At 48.8% G+C, this 17,192-nt stretch carries 13 protein-coding genes, 7 tRNA genes and 1 rRNA gene; 4 read left to right on the top strand and 17 right to left on the bottom strand.

Annotated elements, in window-relative coordinates:
- The first annotated feature begins 130 nt into the window (after positions 1-130).
- Positions 131-2,188: an exo-beta-N-acetylmuramidase NamZ domain-containing protein gene (locus tag ACFVS2_RS00105; RefSeq protein WP_390229561.1), complete on the top strand. Its 2,058-nt coding sequence runs from the start codon at positions 131-133 to the stop codon at positions 2,186-2,188.
- A gap of 66 nt (positions 2,189-2,254) precedes the next feature.
- Here ACFVS2_RS00105 and ACFVS2_RS00100 read toward each other — a convergent pair whose 3' ends face one another.
- The 7 genes from ACFVS2_RS00100 to ACFVS2_RS00070 form a co-directional block, all read right to left on the bottom strand.
- On the bottom strand, positions 2,255-3,820 hold the full coding sequence (locus ACFVS2_RS00100; protein WP_390229558.1) for an acyl-CoA synthetase: 1,566 nt from the start codon (positions 3,818-3,820) through the stop codon (positions 2,255-2,257).
- A 156-nt stretch (positions 3,821-3,976) separates the two neighbouring features.
- Positions 3,977-4,065: transfer RNA gene (locus ACFVS2_RS00095), tRNA-Ser, on the bottom strand.
- A gap of 66 nt (positions 4,066-4,131) precedes the next feature.
- A complete protein-coding gene (locus tag ACFVS2_RS00090) occupies positions 4,132-5,550 on the bottom strand; it encodes an aldehyde dehydrogenase family protein (protein ID WP_390229555.1) in 1,419 nt (472 codons plus the stop codon).
- Between the two features lie 99 nt (positions 5,551-5,649).
- Positions 5,650-6,930: a peptidase gene (locus ACFVS2_RS00085; RefSeq protein WP_390229552.1), complete on the bottom strand. Its 1,281-nt coding sequence runs from the start codon at positions 6,928-6,930 to the stop codon at positions 5,650-5,652.
- Positions 6,931-6,963: 33 nt separating this feature from the next.
- Entirely contained in the window at positions 6,964-7,641 is a 678-nt protein-coding gene (locus tag ACFVS2_RS00080) for a 3-oxoacid CoA-transferase subunit B (RefSeq protein ID WP_017247770.1), read from the bottom strand.
- Positions 7,623-8,315, bottom strand: coding sequence for a 3-oxoacid CoA-transferase subunit A (locus ACFVS2_RS00075; RefSeq protein WP_390229548.1), 693 nt, complete (start codon positions 8,313-8,315; stop codon positions 7,623-7,625). The genes ACFVS2_RS00080 and ACFVS2_RS00075 overlap by 19 nt, the downstream gene beginning before the upstream one ends.
- A gap of 16 nt (positions 8,316-8,331) precedes the next feature.
- Positions 8,332-9,684, bottom strand: a complete 1,353-nt coding sequence (locus ACFVS2_RS00070; protein WP_390229546.1) for an aspartate aminotransferase family protein — start codon at positions 9,682-9,684, stop codon at positions 8,332-8,334.
- A 156-nt stretch (positions 9,685-9,840) separates the two neighbouring features.
- Between ACFVS2_RS00070 and ACFVS2_RS00065 the strand changes: the two genes are divergently transcribed.
- The gene (locus ACFVS2_RS00065) at positions 9,841-11,385 is read left to right on the top strand and encodes a PucR family transcriptional regulator (RefSeq protein ID WP_390229543.1); all 1,545 of its coding nucleotides are present in this window, start codon (positions 9,841-9,843) and stop codon (positions 11,383-11,385) included.
- Positions 11,386-11,389: 4 nt separating this feature from the next.
- Here ACFVS2_RS00065 and ablB read toward each other — a convergent pair whose 3' ends face one another.
- On the bottom strand, positions 11,390-12,235 hold the full coding sequence (ablB, locus tag ACFVS2_RS00060; protein ID WP_390229540.1) for a putative beta-lysine N-acetyltransferase: 846 nt from the start codon (positions 12,233-12,235) through the stop codon (positions 11,390-11,392).
- Positions 12,236-12,325: 90 nt separating this feature from the next.
- Here ablB and ACFVS2_RS00055 point away from each other — a divergent pair, with 90 nt between their 5' ends.
- Positions 12,326-12,505, top strand: coding sequence for a YjcZ family sporulation protein (locus tag ACFVS2_RS00055; RefSeq protein WP_390229537.1), 180 nt, complete (start codon positions 12,326-12,328; stop codon positions 12,503-12,505).
- Positions 12,506-12,600: 95 nt separating this feature from the next.
- On the top strand, positions 12,601-13,329 hold the full coding sequence (locus tag ACFVS2_RS00050; protein WP_390229534.1) for a glycerophosphodiester phosphodiesterase: 729 nt from the start codon (positions 12,601-12,603) through the stop codon (positions 13,327-13,329).
- Positions 13,330-13,375: 46 nt separating this feature from the next.
- Here ACFVS2_RS00050 and mnmL read toward each other — a convergent pair whose 3' ends face one another.
- The 9 genes from mnmL to ACFVS2_RS00005 all read right to left on the bottom strand — a co-directional run.
- Complete coding sequence (gene mnmL, locus ACFVS2_RS00045; RefSeq protein ID WP_390229531.1) at positions 13,376-14,344, bottom strand: tRNA modification radical SAM protein MnmL/YtqA; 969 nt, start codon at positions 14,342-14,344, stop codon at positions 13,376-13,378.
- Positions 14,345-14,519: 175 nt separating this feature from the next.
- Complete coding sequence (locus ACFVS2_RS00040; protein ID WP_007724131.1) at positions 14,520-15,758, bottom strand: glycosyltransferase family 2 protein; 1,239 nt, start codon at positions 15,756-15,758, stop codon at positions 14,520-14,522.
- Positions 15,759-16,056: 298 nt separating this feature from the next.
- Positions 16,057-16,141, bottom strand: a tRNA-Leu gene (locus tag ACFVS2_RS00035).
- Between the two features lie 472 nt (positions 16,142-16,613).
- Positions 16,614-16,690: transfer RNA gene (locus ACFVS2_RS00030), tRNA-Arg, on the bottom strand.
- 5 nt (positions 16,691-16,695) lie between these two features.
- A tRNA-Cys gene (locus ACFVS2_RS00025) sits at positions 16,696-16,769 on the bottom strand.
- A gap of 9 nt (positions 16,770-16,778) precedes the next feature.
- A tRNA-His gene (locus ACFVS2_RS00020) sits at positions 16,779-16,854 on the bottom strand.
- A 17-nt stretch (positions 16,855-16,871) separates the two neighbouring features.
- Positions 16,872-16,948, bottom strand: a tRNA-Met gene (locus ACFVS2_RS00015).
- Between the two features lie 13 nt (positions 16,949-16,961).
- Positions 16,962-17,049: transfer RNA gene (locus tag ACFVS2_RS00010), tRNA-Ser, on the bottom strand.
- A gap of 49 nt (positions 17,050-17,098) precedes the next feature.
- Positions 17,099-17,192, bottom strand: a 23S ribosomal RNA gene (locus ACFVS2_RS00005); the annotation flags it as partial.

Genomic DNA, 17,192 nt, shown 5'->3' with positions numbered 1-17,192 from the left:
TTTACGTTACTTTTTCCTCCTCCTTTTGACCTAATTTCAAATTGTTACAAAAATGCAACCATCTTGCTTTCCAAAACCGTTACAATAGACAAGAAGCGACAGTATTTTATCTTGAAAGAGGCAATGAATGATGAACAAATTTCTCCCTTTCCTTATCCTGGCACTTATCTTAACTTTAATTCCTCCAGTAGGAAGCTCCGCCAATACGACTGCTATCCAATTGGGAAGTGATGTGCTGTTCAATCAGTTCCACCATCTCATTGAAGGCAAAAAAGTCGGGCTGATTACGAATCAAACAGGTCTCAATAGTCAAATGGTTAGCACGATCGACATGTTACGACGTGATCGCTCCGTCCATTTAACCGCTCTGTATGCACCTGAGCATGGCCTCGACGGAAACACGGTCGCAGGAAAACAAGTAACGAGCTTTGTTCATCCCGTCTACGCTATACCGGTCTACGGCTTGTCTGGCTCAACACGCAAGCCAACACCAGAAATGCTGAAAGACATTGATATTCTACTCGTCGATTTGCAGGATATCGGATCGAGAACCTACACATACATATCTACCTTGCAATACGCCATGATAGCTGCAAAGGAACAAGGAAAAGAAGTAATGGTACTGGATCGACCGAATCCTCTCGGCGGAGCAATTGTCGAGGGGCCTGTCGTTGAACTGCCTTACCGCTCCTTTATTGGAGTGGATACTCTCCCGCTTGCACATGGCATGACCATCGGAGAGCTGGCATTGTTTTTCAACCGTACCATTGGTGTAGATCTTACCGTCATTCCGATGCAAGGGTATTCACGCAACATGATTTATCAACAGACTGGTTTAGCCTGGATTCCGAGTTCTCCGCACATCCCTAACTTGACCTCGGTTTTCGGGTATATGGCAACTGGTTTGGGTGAGGGTACCCCCATTCGTCAAGGCGACCATTTCACCTGGATCGGGGCAGAGGGTCTAGATTCGCACATGTACGCCGATCTGTTAAATGGAAGTCTTCTACCTGGCGTCATCTTTATTCCTGAGAATAAAGGAACTGCTGGGGGCGTACGCCTTCAAATCAACGATCTACATCAGTTTAACCCGGCAAAAACAGGTATTTACGCGCTGGCTTATGCCAAGCAATTACAGCCATTCCCTATGCCAAAAAGTACGAGTATGCAAATCTCCATGTTCGACAAAGTGATGGGTACCAACAAAATCGGTCTGCTTCTCGAACAAGGTAAATCCCCGCAGGAGATTGTTTCTTCCTATGAAACGGATCTTAAGAAATTTGTAGAGCTGCGGCAAAAATATTTGATCTATGGCGATGAACCGTATATCCCGATGCAGCCGCTTCAACAGAAACAACCAAAACAACCAAGACAGACTGAACAACCAAAGAAACCAGAACAACCGAAACCATCCAAGCCAGAAAAGCCAGAAACACCGACTCCACCGCAGACTGGCAATCATAATGGAACGACCAATCAAAAGAAGAAGCCTGAACCAGCTACAAAACCGATCCCTCAGACTCCGAAGTCTTCTGAGAAGATCGCTTATTTAACCTTTGACGATGGACCTTCTTCTGTAACTCCACGCGTTTTGGATACGCTGAAAACGCATCAGGTCAAAGCCACCTTCTTTATTGTAGGCCGTGAGGTAGCTGGTCATGAGGCTATTCTCAAAAGGATTGTAGCCGAAGGACATGCGGTGGGAGGACATTCGTATTCCCATAACTATCAGCTTGTTTACAAAAACATGGAGAGCTTTTTTGCAGACGTGGAAAAAGGCAGTCAAATGATTGAAAAAGCAACCGGCGTAAAACCAACAGTATTCCGCTATCCAGGTGGCAGCACGAATACCGTCAGCTTGAAATATCAAGATCCCAAACGTTATAACAAGCAGCAGACAGTCATGCAGGCGATCAAAGCAGAGGCGAAACAACGTGGCTATACGTTTATCGACTGGAATGTAACAAACGGCGATGCAAGAAGCAATAAATACACAGCCGCTCAAACACTGGCAAATATAAAGCAGCAAGTAAAGTCACAAAAAGAAATCGTCGTCTTGATGCATGATTCCAGCACCAAGTCACCAACGGCTGAAGCTCTCCCCGAAATCATTTCGTACTTGAAAGAAAAAGGCTATCGTTTTGAAGTCATTCAAGACGATCGTCCGACAGTTTCCAACGTAAAATAATCACAGCAGCAAAAAGCCCGCTTCATCACAGAGCGGGTTTTTCTGCGCTTTGGACCTTGCGATTGGCTAAGTCGTCAGCGTTTCGTATCGGAGGCGCAACTCTCTTTTCAAAATTTTGCCGCTAGGGTTTCTGGGAAGATTGTCAGCAATCACTACATATTTGGGTGCTTTGAAGGAGGAAAGACGATCTTTGCAAAAAGCAAGCATCTCGTCAGCAGTCAGTAACTCACCTGCTTTTGGCACAACGACAGCCGTCACTGCTTCGATCCAGTACGGATGGGGAACTCCGATCACTGCAACCTCGGACACTTTCGGATGTTGATAAATAAGCTCCTCAACCTCTCTGCTTGCTACGTTCTCTCCCCCCGATTTAATCATATCCTTTTTCCGATCAACCACGGTGATATAGCCTTCGTCATCCATGATGCCCAAATCCCCGCTGTGAAACCACCCTCCCTGGAAGGCAGCCTGTGTCTTCTCCTCATCACGGAAATAACCCAGCATCGCATGGCTGGTCCTGTGAACTATTTCACCAACACTTCCACGAGGGACTTCATTTCCATCATCATCGACGATTTTCGTTTCCACATTTAATGCTGGCTTGCCTGCAGAGCCCGCTTTTCTCATCTGATCCTTCGGTTGTAAAACAGTTGCCAATGGCGCCACTTCCGTCTGTCCGTAAAAATTGTAAAACTGTGCGTTCGGGAGGCGTTGACCGAGCTCTTTTAACACTTCTACGGGCATGATCGCTGCACCATAGTAGCACTTTTGCAAAGAACTCAAATTACGAGCGGCAAAATCGGGAGAACGCAATAAAGCAATCCACACGGTAGGCGGGCAAAACAACTGGGTAGCCTTATACGCCTCTACCGTCTGCAGCAATAACGCAGGGGTTGCCTGTTCCAAAATAATTCCGCTCCCACCAAGGTACACGTACGGTCCCAAAAAGCAATGAAGCTGCGCACTATGGAACAAGGGAAGTGCGTGAACAGCCACATCATCCTGCGTCATCCCTCCTTCGATAATCGCGCTGACATATTCAGAGATGATGCTTTTATGAGTGAGCATAACGCCCTTTGGCTTTGATTCCGTTCCGCTGGTATACAAAATTTGCACAACATCATCGTCCGCTATGTCTACTTCAGGCTCTTGGTCGTCTGCCGCTTCAATCAGCGTGCGAAATGGCAACCATTCCCCTGCTTGTACTGCTGGTTTGGACATGAGGGAAAGCAGCTTGGGGGAAATTCCAGTTAATTGGAGTCCGTCTTGAGCGAGCTGCAGGAATTCGGGAGCAACGAAGCACGCACTCACTTCCGAATGCCCCAAAATATAGGCGACATCTTCTTTATTCAACATGAAGTTGATTGGCACCATGATGACTCCTGCTTTCGCTAGCCCAAAGTTCAGAATCGCAAAATCCATCGAGTTGCGTGACAGTACTGCCACCCGCTCCCCTTTTTGCAAGCCTTTTGAAAGAAGCGTATGAGCCGTCTTATTTGCAAGCTGATCAAGCTGCGTGTAAGTCAATACTTCTTCCTCAAAGTACAGGGCAGGCTTATCAGGATTTCGTCCACGACTTCTTCGCAAAATATCGCCAAGTGCATTTCTACGAACCCTTTGCGCTTCGAGCATGCAAATTCCCCCATCACTTATAGTCTCATCTCCATTATATAATAGTTTTCTTTATTTTCTGATATTTTAACAAAAAAGAAACATCAACTTCTCTCAAAGCTCTCGACCATAAAAAAGACCCCAGCTACTTAACTGGAGTCGGTTCATTTGTATTTATGGCGGAGGGAGCAGGATTCGAACCCGCGTGAGCTTGCACTCTAACGGTTTTCAAGACCGCCCCGTTATGACCACTTCGGTATCCCTCCGTATTTCAACAATACATACTATATCACAGCTCTACTATTTTTTGCAAGAGCCCGTATTCGTTTCCTTTATCGCTTGATGGCAACGAATTTCAATTCCGTCATTTCTTCTATCGCGTATTTGACCCCTTCCCGACCAAGTCCGCTTTCCTTTACGCCACCGTAGGGCATATGGTCCACGCGAAAAGTCGGAATATCATTCACCATCACACCGCCCACGCGCAGCTCTTCTGCCGCTTCCAGAGCCAACGACAGATTGTTGGTATAGACACCAGCCTGTAATCCATAGCGAGAATCATTGACCAACGTAATGCCTTGCCGGACGGACTCCACTGGATTAATTAGAACGACAGGGCCGAATACTTCCTGACAAGATACTTTTGCATCTGCCGGGACACCGGTCAACACCGTAGGTTGGAGCATCCGATCCACGATCTGTCCCCCACACTCCAGAAGTGCCCCCTGCTGGAGCGCCTCATGAATCCACTCCATCGCACGTTCTGTTTCGCGCGGATTGATCATCGCGGAATAGTCCGCGTCCTCAGAGAGCGATTCACCACCGCGAAGTGCTCGTGTTTGTTCAACAAAACGTTGGACGAAATCTTGATAGATCTCTTTGACCACATAAATTCTTTGCACAGAGATACATACCTGTCCAGAGTAGGCGAAGGCGCCAAAAACGCATCGGGGTATCACTTCATTCAGTTGCACATCACGATCAACGATCACTGCCGAATTCGACCCCAGCTCGAGCGTGACTCTTTTCATACCCGCTCGATTGCGTATATCCAGCCCAACACTTGGGCTCCCTGTAAACGTCACCGCCCTGACTCTCGGGTCAGACACGATTTTATCGCCAACACTCGCTCCACTGCCTGTGATCACATTGAGGGCGCCAGCAGGCACACCAGCTTGCTCTGCGAGCTCTGCGAGAAACAATGCGCTAAGCGGTGTCTGCGATGCAGGCTTGAGAACAACGGTATTGCCAGCAGCGAGAGCAGGTCCGACCTTATGGGCGACGAGATTCATTGGAAAATTAAAGGGTGTAATGGCTCCGATGACTCCCAGTGGCTCACGCACGGTATAAGCCAAGCGTCCCTCTCCCCCGATAGCTGCATCGAGTGGTACGGTTTCTCCGTGGAGGCGTTTGGCTTCCTCTGCTGCAAACTTATACGTCTGAATGGTTCGAATCACTTCACCGCGGGCTGTTTTGATTGGTTTCCCCGCTTCTATTGCGATGATCCGCGCCGCTTCCTCCAAACGTTCATTCATCAATATCGAGATTTTTTCAAGCAGGAAGGCGCGTTGATAGGCAGGAAGGCGTCGCATGACGGTTGTCGCTTCGTGGGCCGCAGCAATTGCTTTTTCAACCAATGATGAGTCTGCTTGCGAAATTTGTGCAATCTCTTGACCCGTACATGGAGAGAGTAGCGGTGCATGATCAGTGGCTGGCACCCACGCTCCCCCGATAAAGCACGTTTTTTTCATCGGCATATCCCCACTCTCATTGATTGGAGTTCACCTTCCAATCATTCTCCCTCATGCGCGCGCCTTCCTGTCGTGTTTTTGAAATATTTGGATATCTTTTTACTCTTTCACACTTTCAGCCACACCGCACCATTCGAGTAACGTAAGCGCAAAGATCTCAGCACAACGGAATACCTCATCCAAAACGATGTATTCATTCGGGTAGTGTGCAACCTGTGTGACTCCAGGTCCAACAACAATCGCTGGGGTATTGGCCAAAGCAGTCAACAACCCGCCATCTGTTCCCCAAGGCGATGCTTCCACAGTGGCACGATCTCCTGTCACAGCTTCAAACTGCGCATGCAGAATATCCATCAACGGATGATCTAGCTCCACTGCTCCCGGAACCCAGCGAGCTCCGAACCACTCCAGCTCAACCGGCTGTTCTGCAAACCACGGGTCGACCTCTGCCAGCTTTTTGAGTGCTGCTGCCATTTCTGCTTTGGCATCGTCCATCTGCTCTCCTGGGGCAACCCCCATCCTTCCTTCCAGCTTGACGAGGTCAGCTACAGACGAAGGCCACTTGCCACCCTCAATCACCCCCAGATTAATCGGGATCGGAATGGGCAGCTTGGCGTAGAGCGGATCGTCGAGTCGATCGTTACGCTCTTTTTCCAATTGGCCAATTGCTTGAACGACGAGCATGCTCTTTTCGATGGCGCTGACTCCCTCGTAGCGGGTCCCTCCGTGAGCAGAACGCCCTTTGACAGTCAATCTGAACCACATGGAGCCTTGCTGCTTCGGGAAAATTTTCATATTGGTCGGCTCTGGAATCAGGGCAGCATCCGCCTTGTAACCGCGAATGATCGTCGCTAATGTTCCTGCACCACCACTTTCTTCTTCTACGACGCTCTGAAAAATGACGTCGCCTTTCAGTTGCACACCCAACTTCTGTAGAACCTGGATCGCCAATATTGAAGATAAGTTTCCACCCTTCATGTCGGTTGCTCCGCGTCCGTAAAGTTTGCCGTCCTCAATCTTCCCGCTAAACGGATCATCGCTCCACTGTGCCAGATCGCCCGCGGGAACTACATCCACGTGTCCGTTTAGAATGATGGAACGCCCATCTCCTTGCCCCTTCCACACACCGACGACATTCGGGCTACCTTCAAACGTCGTACGCGGGGAGACAAAATACGGATGTGACACCAGCTCTTCGCCTTCCATGACCCATAAGTCAACATCCAGACCCATCTGCCTCAAAAGCTCAGCAATGCTTTGCTGGATGGATTGCTCTTCTCCTTGTACGCTCGGGCTTTTTACCCATTGCTGTAGCAATTGAACAGCGGCCTCGCGATCTTTTTCCAATTGCTCCCGAATAAGCACCTGCCAGTTTGCCATGTTTTTCCCCCGTTCCATGGTTTTTGTCTTTGCTTAGCGGAAAACGCCAACCTCTCCGTCCATCTTGAGCTCGGCTTCCGTTGCTCCAATCACATCAGCTACACTGTATGGATACATGACTTCTCGTAGATACAACCCATCTGGCATGACCTCCATTACTGCCATGTCCGTGATGATCAAATCCGCAGCTTTGGTCGCGGTTAACGGCAGTGAGCATTCCCGAACGATTTTCGAACGTCCGTTTTTATCCAGATGCGTGGTCACAACCATGACCTTCTTGGCCTTTTGTGCCAGCTCCATTGCTCCTCCCATGCCTGGGACACGTTTCCCTGGAACGATCCAGTTGGCAATGTCACCATTTTGGCTTACTTCCAGGACCCCTAAAATCGTCATGTCCAATAGCCCACGGCGGATGATGGCAAAAGCAGTCGCACTGTCGAAAAAGGATGCCCCTGTGGCGAGCGTGACAGGAAAACCACCTGCATTGCAAAGCATGGCGTTCTCCTCCCCTTTCGCAGGGCTTGGTCCTGTACCGAGAATGCCGTTCTCCGCGTGAAACATGACCCGTTTGTCAGCTGGAATAAAATCCGCAACTAGCGTTGGAATACCGATTCCCAGATTAATAATCATGCCGTCTTCTATTTCCAATGCTGCGCGGCGGGCAATACGCTCACGATAGCTCTCTGTTTCTTTTACTTCTCCCATGCCCATTGCCAGTTCACCCCTTCACTTTGGACGATAAAGTTCACGAAAACGCCCGGGGTGACGATTTCTTCCGGGTCGATCATGCCTACCTCGACAATCTCATCCGCTTCCACGATAGTAATGTCGCCCGCCATCGCCACTAACGGATTGAAATTGCGTGCACTTGTATCAAACACTAAATTGCCAAAGCGATCCGCTTTTTTCGCATGTACGATAGCCACTTCGGCAGTGAGCGGTGTCTCCAATAGATATTCCTTTCCGTCCAGAACGACCTTCTGCTTCCCTTTTTCCGCGATCGTCCCGATGCCGACATCCGATAGAATGCCTCCCAGACCGACTCCACCTGCCCGTACACGCTCTGCAAGTATCCCCTGCGGGCAGAACTCTACTTCCAGCTCTCCAGCCGTCATTTGGGCCCCTGCGTTCGGATTTGAGCCAATATGAGAAGCTATCACTTTTTTGACGCGCTTTTCGGTCACCAGCTTGCCGATTCCGATATGCGGGAAAGCCGTATCGTTACTGATCAGCGTCAGATCGCGCACGCCCCTATCCAAAATCCCCTGAATCAAAGTAGGCGGGTTTCCTACCCCACCGAAGCCCCCTGCCAACAGCGTCATCCCATCGCGAAAATGGGCGAGCGCTTCGGACAGGGAGACGACCTTTTCAAATCGGTTTGTCATCCTCGTTCCTCCTTTTCTATCCGATCAGTGCCTTGTCTTGGAGCTCTTGCTGAACAGCTATCACCGCTTCTTTCAGCAGAGATATCAGCTCATCGATTTGCTCCGTAGTAATGGTCAGTGGAGGTGAGATGATGACAGCGTCTCCTGCCACCCCTTCGATTCCGCCCATTGCAGGATAAATAAGCAAGCCTTTTTCAAATGCTTTTTCAATGACCTTCACGCCAACTCCTTGCGAAAGCGCAAACGGTTCTTTTGTCTGCTTGTTTTTCACAAATTCCAGCGCGCACAGCATGCCAAGACCACGTGCATCTCCGATCAACGGGAGCTCCTTAGCCAGTTCTTTTAGGCTTGCAAGCAAATAGGCTCCTTGTTCTGCTGCTTTGTCGACTAGCTGATGCTTCTCCACATAGTCGAGGACAGCGAGAGAAACAGCAGCAGATTGTGGATTGGCGCTATACGTATGTCCTGCCATAATCGAGCCGCTGCCTTTTGTAATGGTCTCAATGATTTTGTCAGAGACAATCGTAGCAGCCATAGGCGTGTAACCGGCACTCATGCCTTTGCCCAATGCCATCAGGTCAGGTACGACGCCCCAATGGTCGATCCCAAACGCTTTCCCCGTGCGACCTACCCCTGTCATCACTTCGTCTGCGATAAACAGAACCTCATACTTGTCGCAAATCTCGCGAATGCATTGGAAGTAACCATCTGGTGGCACGACCGCTCCACCAGAAGCCCCGATGACCGGTTCTGCGATGAATGCGGCTACCTGCTCAGGTCCGACGCGCAAAATTGCGGTCTCCAGTTCGTTTGCACACGCAAGCGCATACGATTCGAGGGACATGTCTTCTGGTTTGCGATACGGATATGGTCCTGTGATTGCCGGATAGTCAGCCAATAATGAGGTGAACCGCTTTCTGCGCAAGACGTGTCCAGACATCGAAAGTGCACCCATTGTAATCCCGTGATAGCTCATCCAGCGGGAGATAATCCGGTTTTTCGTTGGTCTTCCTTTTTCCTGCCAATATTGAATCGCGATTTTTTGTGCAGTCTCTGTTGCTTCCGAACCGCTGCTGACAAAAAACGTCCAGTTCAGTGAGCCTGGTGCCCACTCAGCCAGCTTTGTAGCCAGCTTCTCCACAGCATCGCTGCTAAAATGTGAGCGGTATACGAAGGAAACCTCCTTGGCTTGTGCATACATCGCCTCAGCCACTTCTTCTACACCGTGACCAATGCTTGCCGTCACCGCTCCACTGGAACCGTCGATGTAACGATTCCCCTCTTTATCGTAAAGATAGATGCCTTTTCCGTGAGAAATAACTGGATACTCTTTGCCCAATTCAGGCTTGATTACATAGCTTTTTGTCATTTTCGTCGCCACCTCGCTTATTCTCTACCTCTATCCTAGCTGACCAGCACGCAAGAGCCATCCTACGTGCTGGCAAAAAAACATGGAAAAGAGACAAAATCTTTTGTACATTTTGTATAAGAGAACCTTTACCGAGGCTTTTGGAGGAGATACCTGATGACCATCACGATAAGAGAAGCGCTGCAACTGCCGGACATGGTTCACACCAGGCTGATCGCAGGAGCAGGCGGACTGGACAATCCGATTCGTTGGGTGACAATTGTCGAGGTGCTGGAGGATACGAGTCGCTTGCAGGAAGGCGAATTTTTGATTACAACCGGCTTTGGGTTGGCTGAACATACGGAAAAGCTCGCTTCTTTTATTCCTTCGTTGGCGAAGCAAAAGCTGAGTGGCGTTGCGATTCATACGGGCTTTTATTTACGGGAAATTCCCGAGACGTTTTTGACTTTGGCGGATCACTATCAACTTCCATTGATTGAAATTCCCACGGAGATAAACTTTTCAACCATAACCAAAGCCATCTTGCAGCCGATCATGAATCGGCAATTTGAAACGCTGGCCTATTCCTCGGCGATTCATAATCGAATAATTGAAGCTGCCCTGTCCAAAGGAGGCCTTCCCGCCATCGCAGGCGAGCTCGCTGCACTTACGGAAGGCGTCGTGTCGCTCGTCGATGCATTAGGCTTTGAAGTCACACAGCATGGCAGTTCGGAAGCACTGCCGCATGATCAGTCCCAGGAAATCGCGCATCGTGTACCGATTCGCGCCAATCGCGAGCATTTTGGCACGTTGACATTAGCCAAGCCCGAACACGCCTGGAAAGAACTCGATGACGTCGCTCTACAGCATGCTGCTACCTTATGTGCACTCGAATATGTGAAAGAAAGAGCCGTAGCCGCAACGGAATGGCGGTTAAAAGGGGATTTTGTGGAGGAACTGCTGAACGGACAACAGATGACCCATACGGAGCTTGAGAGCCGTTGTCGCATGCTGGGGTACCCGCTTGCTGGACATCATCTCTGTGTCGCTGTTCGCGTAGAGGTAACCGATCAGACGATGCTCGGAGACATGCATCAAAGTGTCATTACGTTGATGCGGAGGCTTAGCGATCGTCATCAGCGCTCTTATTTGCTGCGCGAGCGGCCACATTGCCTCTTGTTTATTTTGCCGGATGATCAGACGAGCCTGCGCTTGCTGGAACAGCTCACTTCCCGCTGGAGAGGGCTGCACCCTACACTTGACCTACGGATCGCCTTGAGCAATCCCTGTGAGCAATTGCCAAACGTCGTCAGTGCCTCCGAAGAAGCGATGTTTGCTCTACAAGCGTACCCACTGTTGGCCCAATCCCCGCAAATCTTGCGATACCGGGATATGCAGGGCTATCAGTTTTTATTTCCGTACCATCGTGAAAAAGAAAGCTTGCTCCGCCTGTGGAACCCATTGCTGGAACCATTAATTCGCTATGATACGAAATACAATCAACAGCTTCTCGAAACACTTGAAGTGTATTTGGCCCAGAATGGAAACGGTCTACAGACCTCGCAAGCCTTGTATATCCATCGACATACGCTCAAGTACCGGTTGACCCAAATTGAAGAAAAAACAGGCTACCGCCTGGAGGATGCTCATCAACGCTGGCAGCTTCAGTTGGCCCTGATGGCCCGTCGTCTGCAGCAGCAGTTGTATCCTACAAACAGGTAGCCTGTTATTCCCTCGTGGGGCGAAGTGGCTTTACCCATATATTCATGTCTTCATAACCTGAAAAGATCGTACAATTGTTAATTAGCCGTCCGCGGTATGCATAGCCCATTTTGGCAGCCGTCACATTCATTCCTGCAGATTGTGCCCGGGTCAAGGTGTACAAAAAGTAAATCCCCGCCTCCTCCATCCTTTGTTCCAGCGCGATAAACAGCGGTTGGAGGAGACCTTTCCCCGCATGGTCTGGATGGGTCGCGCAATCCGTCATTTCCGCTGAACCAAATCGTTCGGATACTTCAGCTGACGCAGCACATGCAATCTTGCCTTCAAATTCAACGACATAGTAGATGGTACCTTCTTGCATGGTTTTGCGAATGTAGGACGGATCGTTCATCGGTGTAGGATACGTCGCAAATACCAGTCCATACAAACACGCCAATTCCTTCGCATCTGCCTCCGTTGCTTCACGCAGGTGGTATCCCTCGGGTAATGATTTCTCTATCGTACTCCCCGCTTTTGACAGGCTCAGCGTAAGAATTTCCTCGGCAAGTTTTGCTGCACCAGAGGTAGCCCGCTCTTTCGTCAGATAACAGGTGAGCATCTGTGCGTTATCCCCTTGAAAAAAACCATCGATGGTTCCCTCCAGCTCGTAACCCAGGGATTGCCATTGCGGAATATCTTGTTTCTTCCCGTACACAATGACTTTTGTTGCCTCTGACTCTTCGGCCAGCTCCTTCATGACCCGATCCCACTGCTCGATTTGTGAAGGTTCATATACGTGCAGCTTTACCCGGCGATTTTGCCGATCAATGATCAGGTCGCCAGCGTCCTGTGCGCCTACAACATTTATCACGTCTTCATCCTCCCCTATAGTACTCCTCCTCTCATTGTAGCAAAACAAGTAAGGCCGTCATCTGCCAATCTGTATAAAAAAGCGTTCCTCATGCACAAAAAAACACAAGGTGGGCATATTGTTGGGTCATATTTACTCGTTCTTCATACCATGATAGTAGATGCTTCATGTGCGAGAAGGAGGGTGTTTTTTGTGAGCTGCAATAACAATTTTGCCCTGATCCTTGTCCTCTTTGTCCTTTTGGTCATCGTACTCGTCGTAATCGGATAGACTCCTGGAGATGCCTCTCATGTCAGGTTGTATCGAGGGGCCCTTTACATATCATGGTAGTAGGTGACACACGCTCGAGAAGGGAGGAAGCCCTCGTGCCCCCACTTATCTATGGCCATCGTGGCGCTTCCGGCCTGTATCCGGAAAATACGATGGAATCGTTTCAAGCAGCCGTCCGCAGAAGAGCCAATGGGATCGAATTGGACGTCCAGCTCAGCAGTGATAATAAGCTGGCTGTCATTCATGACCACAGCCTGGAGCGTACGACCAATGGTTCTGGATTGGTGCGAAATTACACATTGCGTGAACTGCGTCAGCTTCGTGCGGATAAAGACTCGTCTATGCGAGTACCAAAAGCCCACATTCCAACCCTGCAGGAGGTATTCCAGACGTTTGTCGACACACCACTGCGCTTCATCATTGAGATGAAAAATTTTTTCCTGGATCAACCCCACTTAGAGGAGCTCGTCATCGAACAAATCAGGCGATATCAGCTAACGGAGCGAACCATTATTTCAACGTTTAACTTCGACAGCCTTTTACGAATCAAGCAATTGGATGCCACGCAAACGACGGGACTCTTATATGTTGGACCACTCGCCAAGCCTTGGGAAGTAGCCCGCAGCTATCGAGCTGATCAATTGCACGTCCCTTTTGATCAATTGACAGAAGACTTGGTCAAACAAGCAAAGGAGCATCATTTTGAAGTTTTGAGCTGGACGGTAAATACTGGTCGGCAAATCCAGCGAGCCATTGACTTTGGTGTAGATGGTCTGATCACCAATTACCCGAAGCGTGCGAGAAATCTGATTCGCAATCTATAAAAAAGAAGGGAGCCCTTAAAAAGGCTCCCTTTTTGTTGCTGCATCTTTACGTACGTGGCACGAAAAACTTTCCTTGCCAGCTATTCCGCGTTTTCAGTTCTGCATCAATGCCATTCAGAACTTCCCACTTTTTGCGACTCCACATCGGTCCAATCAAGAGATCAGGTGGTCCGTCACCTGTGATTCGATGAACAATCATCTCTGGAGGTAAAATTTCCAATGTATCCACAACGAGCTTCGTATACTCTTCCTGTGACAGGAATTCCAGGAGTCCTGCTTCGTATTGCTTCACCATCGGCGTTTTGCGCAGCAGATGCAACAGGTGTATCTTGATCCCCTGCACATCCAGATGTGCCACAGCATCTGCCGTCTGCATCATCTCTTCGTGGCTCTCTCCTGGCAATCCGTAGATGATATGAGAGCATACACGGATATTGTGCTTGCGCAACCTCTCTACAGCATCCACGTAGCATTGATAATCGTGGGCTCGATTAATTAACTGGGCTGTGTGCTCATGGACTGTCTGTAGACCGAGCTCCACCCACAAATATGTGCGCTCATTCAATTCAGCCAAATACTCCACAACATCGTCTGGCAGGCAGTCAGGACGTGTGGCAATGGAGAGTCCGACTACACCTTCTTGTTGGAGGATAACTTCGTACATCTCCCGCAGCTCCTCCACAGGTGCATACGTATTCGTGTACGCTTGGAAGAAGCCCAAATACTTGGCTTGCGGCCATTTCTCGTGCATGCGGTTTTTCACATCATGAAACTGTCTTTCCAGATCCATCCTGCGGTCACCAGCAAAATCTCCAGATCCTCTCGCGCTGCAGAACGTGCAGCCGCCTGTCGCCACTTTCCCATCCCGATTCGGACAACTAAAACCGCCATCCAATGGAACCTTGAAAATCTTTTCGTGAAAAGTCCCTCTTAAATGATAATTCCATGTATGGTATCGTTTATCGCCCCACAACAATGGGACGTCGTTGTTGTGAATATCTGTCGCGAGCTTCATTGCTGTTTTCCTCCTATGGGCACCGCTACGTCTGGCGCTGGTGCCTTAATCCCGTTGGCGAACGCTACTTGCTTGATCACGTCATTATACCAAATTCGGCAACGGTCTCGCTACTTTAAGATAATAGGAAAACCACAGGTGAAAATTCCCCCTGTGGTTTTGCTTGTTTACGTCACTATTGCTGGATCTCCTCAATACGAATCGCGCGTGTGTGAGAGGTATGACTCCACTCTTGGTTTTTCTTCGTAAAGAACGCGTAAAACATAATCGGAAGCCAGGTCAGGAAAAAGAATGGTAGCAAGAGGAGCCCGAAATACCCCTTCCACGGAACTTTATCCAAATAGAGGGCCAAGATCGGCAACAGGTAGAACACGGCAGTAGAACCGTATACCAGCCATGTAGGCAAGATCGTGGATACTGTTGTCAGCGTACCGATATCAAAAAATCTTGCCAAGAACAATACCGACATCATCGTCACCATCAGCACATACATCGGTTGGAAGAGGTAGAAGGCTGCGTCAAGCATTCCCAGCTTTCTTGACTTCAATCCATTAAACAAAACAGCTCGAATGTAGCGTCCTGCCACATCGTAATGCCCTTGCATCCAACGCAAACGCTGGCGCATTGACGATTTTAAATCAATCGGTTTTTCATCCCAGACCTTGGTGTCATGTGCCCAAGTCGGGTAAATACCGCGTTCAATACAACGTGTTGCAAATTCCAGGTCTTCCGTGAGACTGGTTGCTCCCCAGCCCATTTCTTTAAGCAGGTTGCTCTCAATGCACAAGCCAGTTCCGCCCAAAGTATTCGGCAGTCCCAAATTGTGACGAGCCAGCTGCCACATACGGTTTGTAAACCAGTAGGTAACCGCATAGGACAACGTAATCCAGGAATCAAACGGGTTCTTAGAGTCGAGGTAACCTTGAATCACACGCGCCCCTTTGCTGAGACGGTCATTCATTACTTTCAGGAAGTTTTTCTCAACCAAGTTGTCAGCATCAAACATGACGACAGCGTCATACTGCTTAGGTCTTGCCCAGAGGTTCTCCAGCATCCATTCGATGCCGTAGCCTTTCCCACGCTTGGATGTGTCAAAACGCTCACATGCAATTGCACCATGCGCCCGACTAATTTCTGCCGTGTTATCTGTACAGTTGTCGCAAATGACGAAGATGTCGTACATTTCACGTGGATAGTCGAGTTTCTTCAGGTTTTCAATAAGCGGAGCAATTACGGCGCTCTCATTGTGAGCTGCCACGAGCACAGCAAACGTCTTTTGCGGCTCAGTTGTTACTTGCTCTTTTTTGCGGAACAGGCCTGCACAAGAAACTAGTGTTTGGTATGTGCCGATTACACCCACCGCAGAAGTAAATCCGATGAATAATCCCTCAATGATCTCTCTAATTACACTCATGGGTTCTTCTCCTCGACCTAAACCAGATTGGGTCTGATCTGAATTTAGGTAGTGTTGTTTTTCCAACATTTCTCTATTGTTTTTCTCTCAATTGGCAGTTTACATCAAATGCGATTCATAAGCAATGACCCAAAAGTGGGAAAAAACAAGGCACTGCTATCACCTTTCCCACCTTTTTCTCTTTCTATTCGACAGTGCTTCGCAGTTGGCAGAAAAAAAAGCCCTTGTCGAAAAAGGCTCCGTTTATTTAGAAAAATACAAACACTCGTTTCCATTTCTTCCTGATTGTTTCCGGGATTGGTGCGGTCGGCGAGACTCGAACTCGCACGGGTCGCCCCGCCACCCCCTCAAGATGGTGTGTCTGCCAATTCCACCACGACCGCCTATAAACGCTGATTTCACTCGTGTTTTTCTGTTGACACGAAGTACGTTTTTGAGTATACACAATCAATTTTCGCAAGTCAATATCGTTTTCGACTGAATGGAGCCCATATTTTTCCTGTCAAACTATCATTTTTTTGTCCAGTCCTCTATTAGATACGTTTGTCGAAAAAGAAAGTTACATGTCGCAAAAATTTTGAAAGAATGCAAACGTCTCTCTACAAAAATATCATCGTTTCGTCACATTTTCCGAATAGAAAGGGAGCCATATTCTGTGATTTTTTTACATAATTTATGACAAATTAGACAAAATATTTCCAGTTGTGGATGAAAGTTTTTTTACTATTTTTTTGAAATGGGCCATATGACTTATCACTTGCTTCTGTTTGCACCCTGAAAAACGCGTTATCTTCTACGAAAAAAACCTCCTGCGGACGCCACAACGTCTTAAGGAGGCTATCTTTTGAAAAGGCGTGGCGTCCCAGGAGAGATTCGAACTCCCGACCGACGGCTTAGAAGGCCGTTGCTCTATCCTGCTGAGCTACTGGGACTAAAATGGAGGGAGTACCCGGATTTGAACCGGGGATAAGGGTTTTGCAGACCCGTGCCTTACCACTTGGCTATACTCCCATGTTGTTATGGGGCGATCGATGGGACTTGAACCCACGAGTGCCGGAGCCACAATCCGGTGCGTTAACCCCTTCGCCACGACCGCCATATTTTTATGTAGTTTGGTAGCGGTGGAGGGAATCGAACCCCCGACCTTTCGGGTATGAACCGAACGCTCTAACCAGCTGAGCTACGCCGCCAAAATAAAAAAGGCGGAGAGTGAGGGATTCGAACCCTCGCTACGCTTGCGCATACTAACGGTTTAGCAAACCGTCCCCTTCGGCCTCTTGGGTAACTCTCCGTGATTATATGCACCTTCAAAACTAGATATGCATGATTGCTAAGAATTTGTGGATAAGTCCTCGACCGATTAGTATTCGTCAGCTCCACGCGTTACCGCGCTTCCACACCGAACCTATCAACCTCATCGTCTATGAGGGGTCT

Origin of the sequence: Brevibacillus sp. NPDC058079, assembly GCF_042885155.1 — a bacterium.
GTDB lineage: Bacteria > Bacillota > Bacilli > Brevibacillales > Brevibacillaceae > Brevibacillus.
This window is presented reverse-complemented; position numbering and strand designations above follow the sequence as displayed.

What these genes read in the sequence shown, in the direction of transcription:
- ACFVS2_RS00105 (WP_390229561.1), top strand. Translation starts at nt 131, where the DNA reads ATGAACAAATTTCTCCCTTTCCTTATCCTGGCACTTATCTTAACTTTA.
- ACFVS2_RS00100 (WP_390229558.1), bottom strand. Translation starts at nt 3,820, where the DNA reads ATGCTCGAAGCGCAAAGGGTTCGTAGAAATGCACTTGGCGATATTTTG.
- ACFVS2_RS00090 (WP_390229555.1), bottom strand. Translation starts at nt 5,550, where the DNA reads ATGAAAAAAACGTGCTTTATCGGGGGAGCGTGGGTGCCAGCCACTGAT.
- ACFVS2_RS00085 (WP_390229552.1), bottom strand. Translation starts at nt 6,930, where the DNA reads ATGGCAAACTGGCAGGTGCTTATTCGGGAGCAATTGGAAAAAGATCGC.
- ACFVS2_RS00080 (WP_017247770.1), bottom strand. Translation starts at nt 7,641, where the DNA reads ATGGGCATGGGAGAAGTAAAAGAAACAGAGAGCTATCGTGAGCGTATT.
- ACFVS2_RS00075 (WP_390229548.1), bottom strand. Translation starts at nt 8,315, where the DNA reads ATGACAAACCGATTTGAAAAGGTCGTCTCCCTGTCCGAAGCGCTCGCC.
- ACFVS2_RS00070 (WP_390229546.1), bottom strand. Translation starts at nt 9,684, where the DNA reads ATGACAAAAAGCTATGTAATCAAGCCTGAATTGGGCAAAGAGTATCCA.
- ACFVS2_RS00065 (WP_390229543.1), top strand. Translation starts at nt 9,841, where the DNA reads ATGACCATCACGATAAGAGAAGCGCTGCAACTGCCGGACATGGTTCAC.
- ACFVS2_RS00055 (WP_390229537.1), top strand. Translation starts at nt 12,326, where the DNA reads ATGCACAAAAAAACACAAGGTGGGCATATTGTTGGGTCATATTTACTC.
- mnmL (WP_390229531.1), bottom strand. Translation starts at nt 14,344, where the DNA reads ATGAAGCTCGCGACAGATATTCACAACAACGACGTCCCATTGTTGTGG.
- ACFVS2_RS00040 (WP_007724131.1), bottom strand. Translation starts at nt 15,758, where the DNA reads ATGAGTGTAATTAGAGAGATCATTGAGGGATTATTCATCGGATTTACT.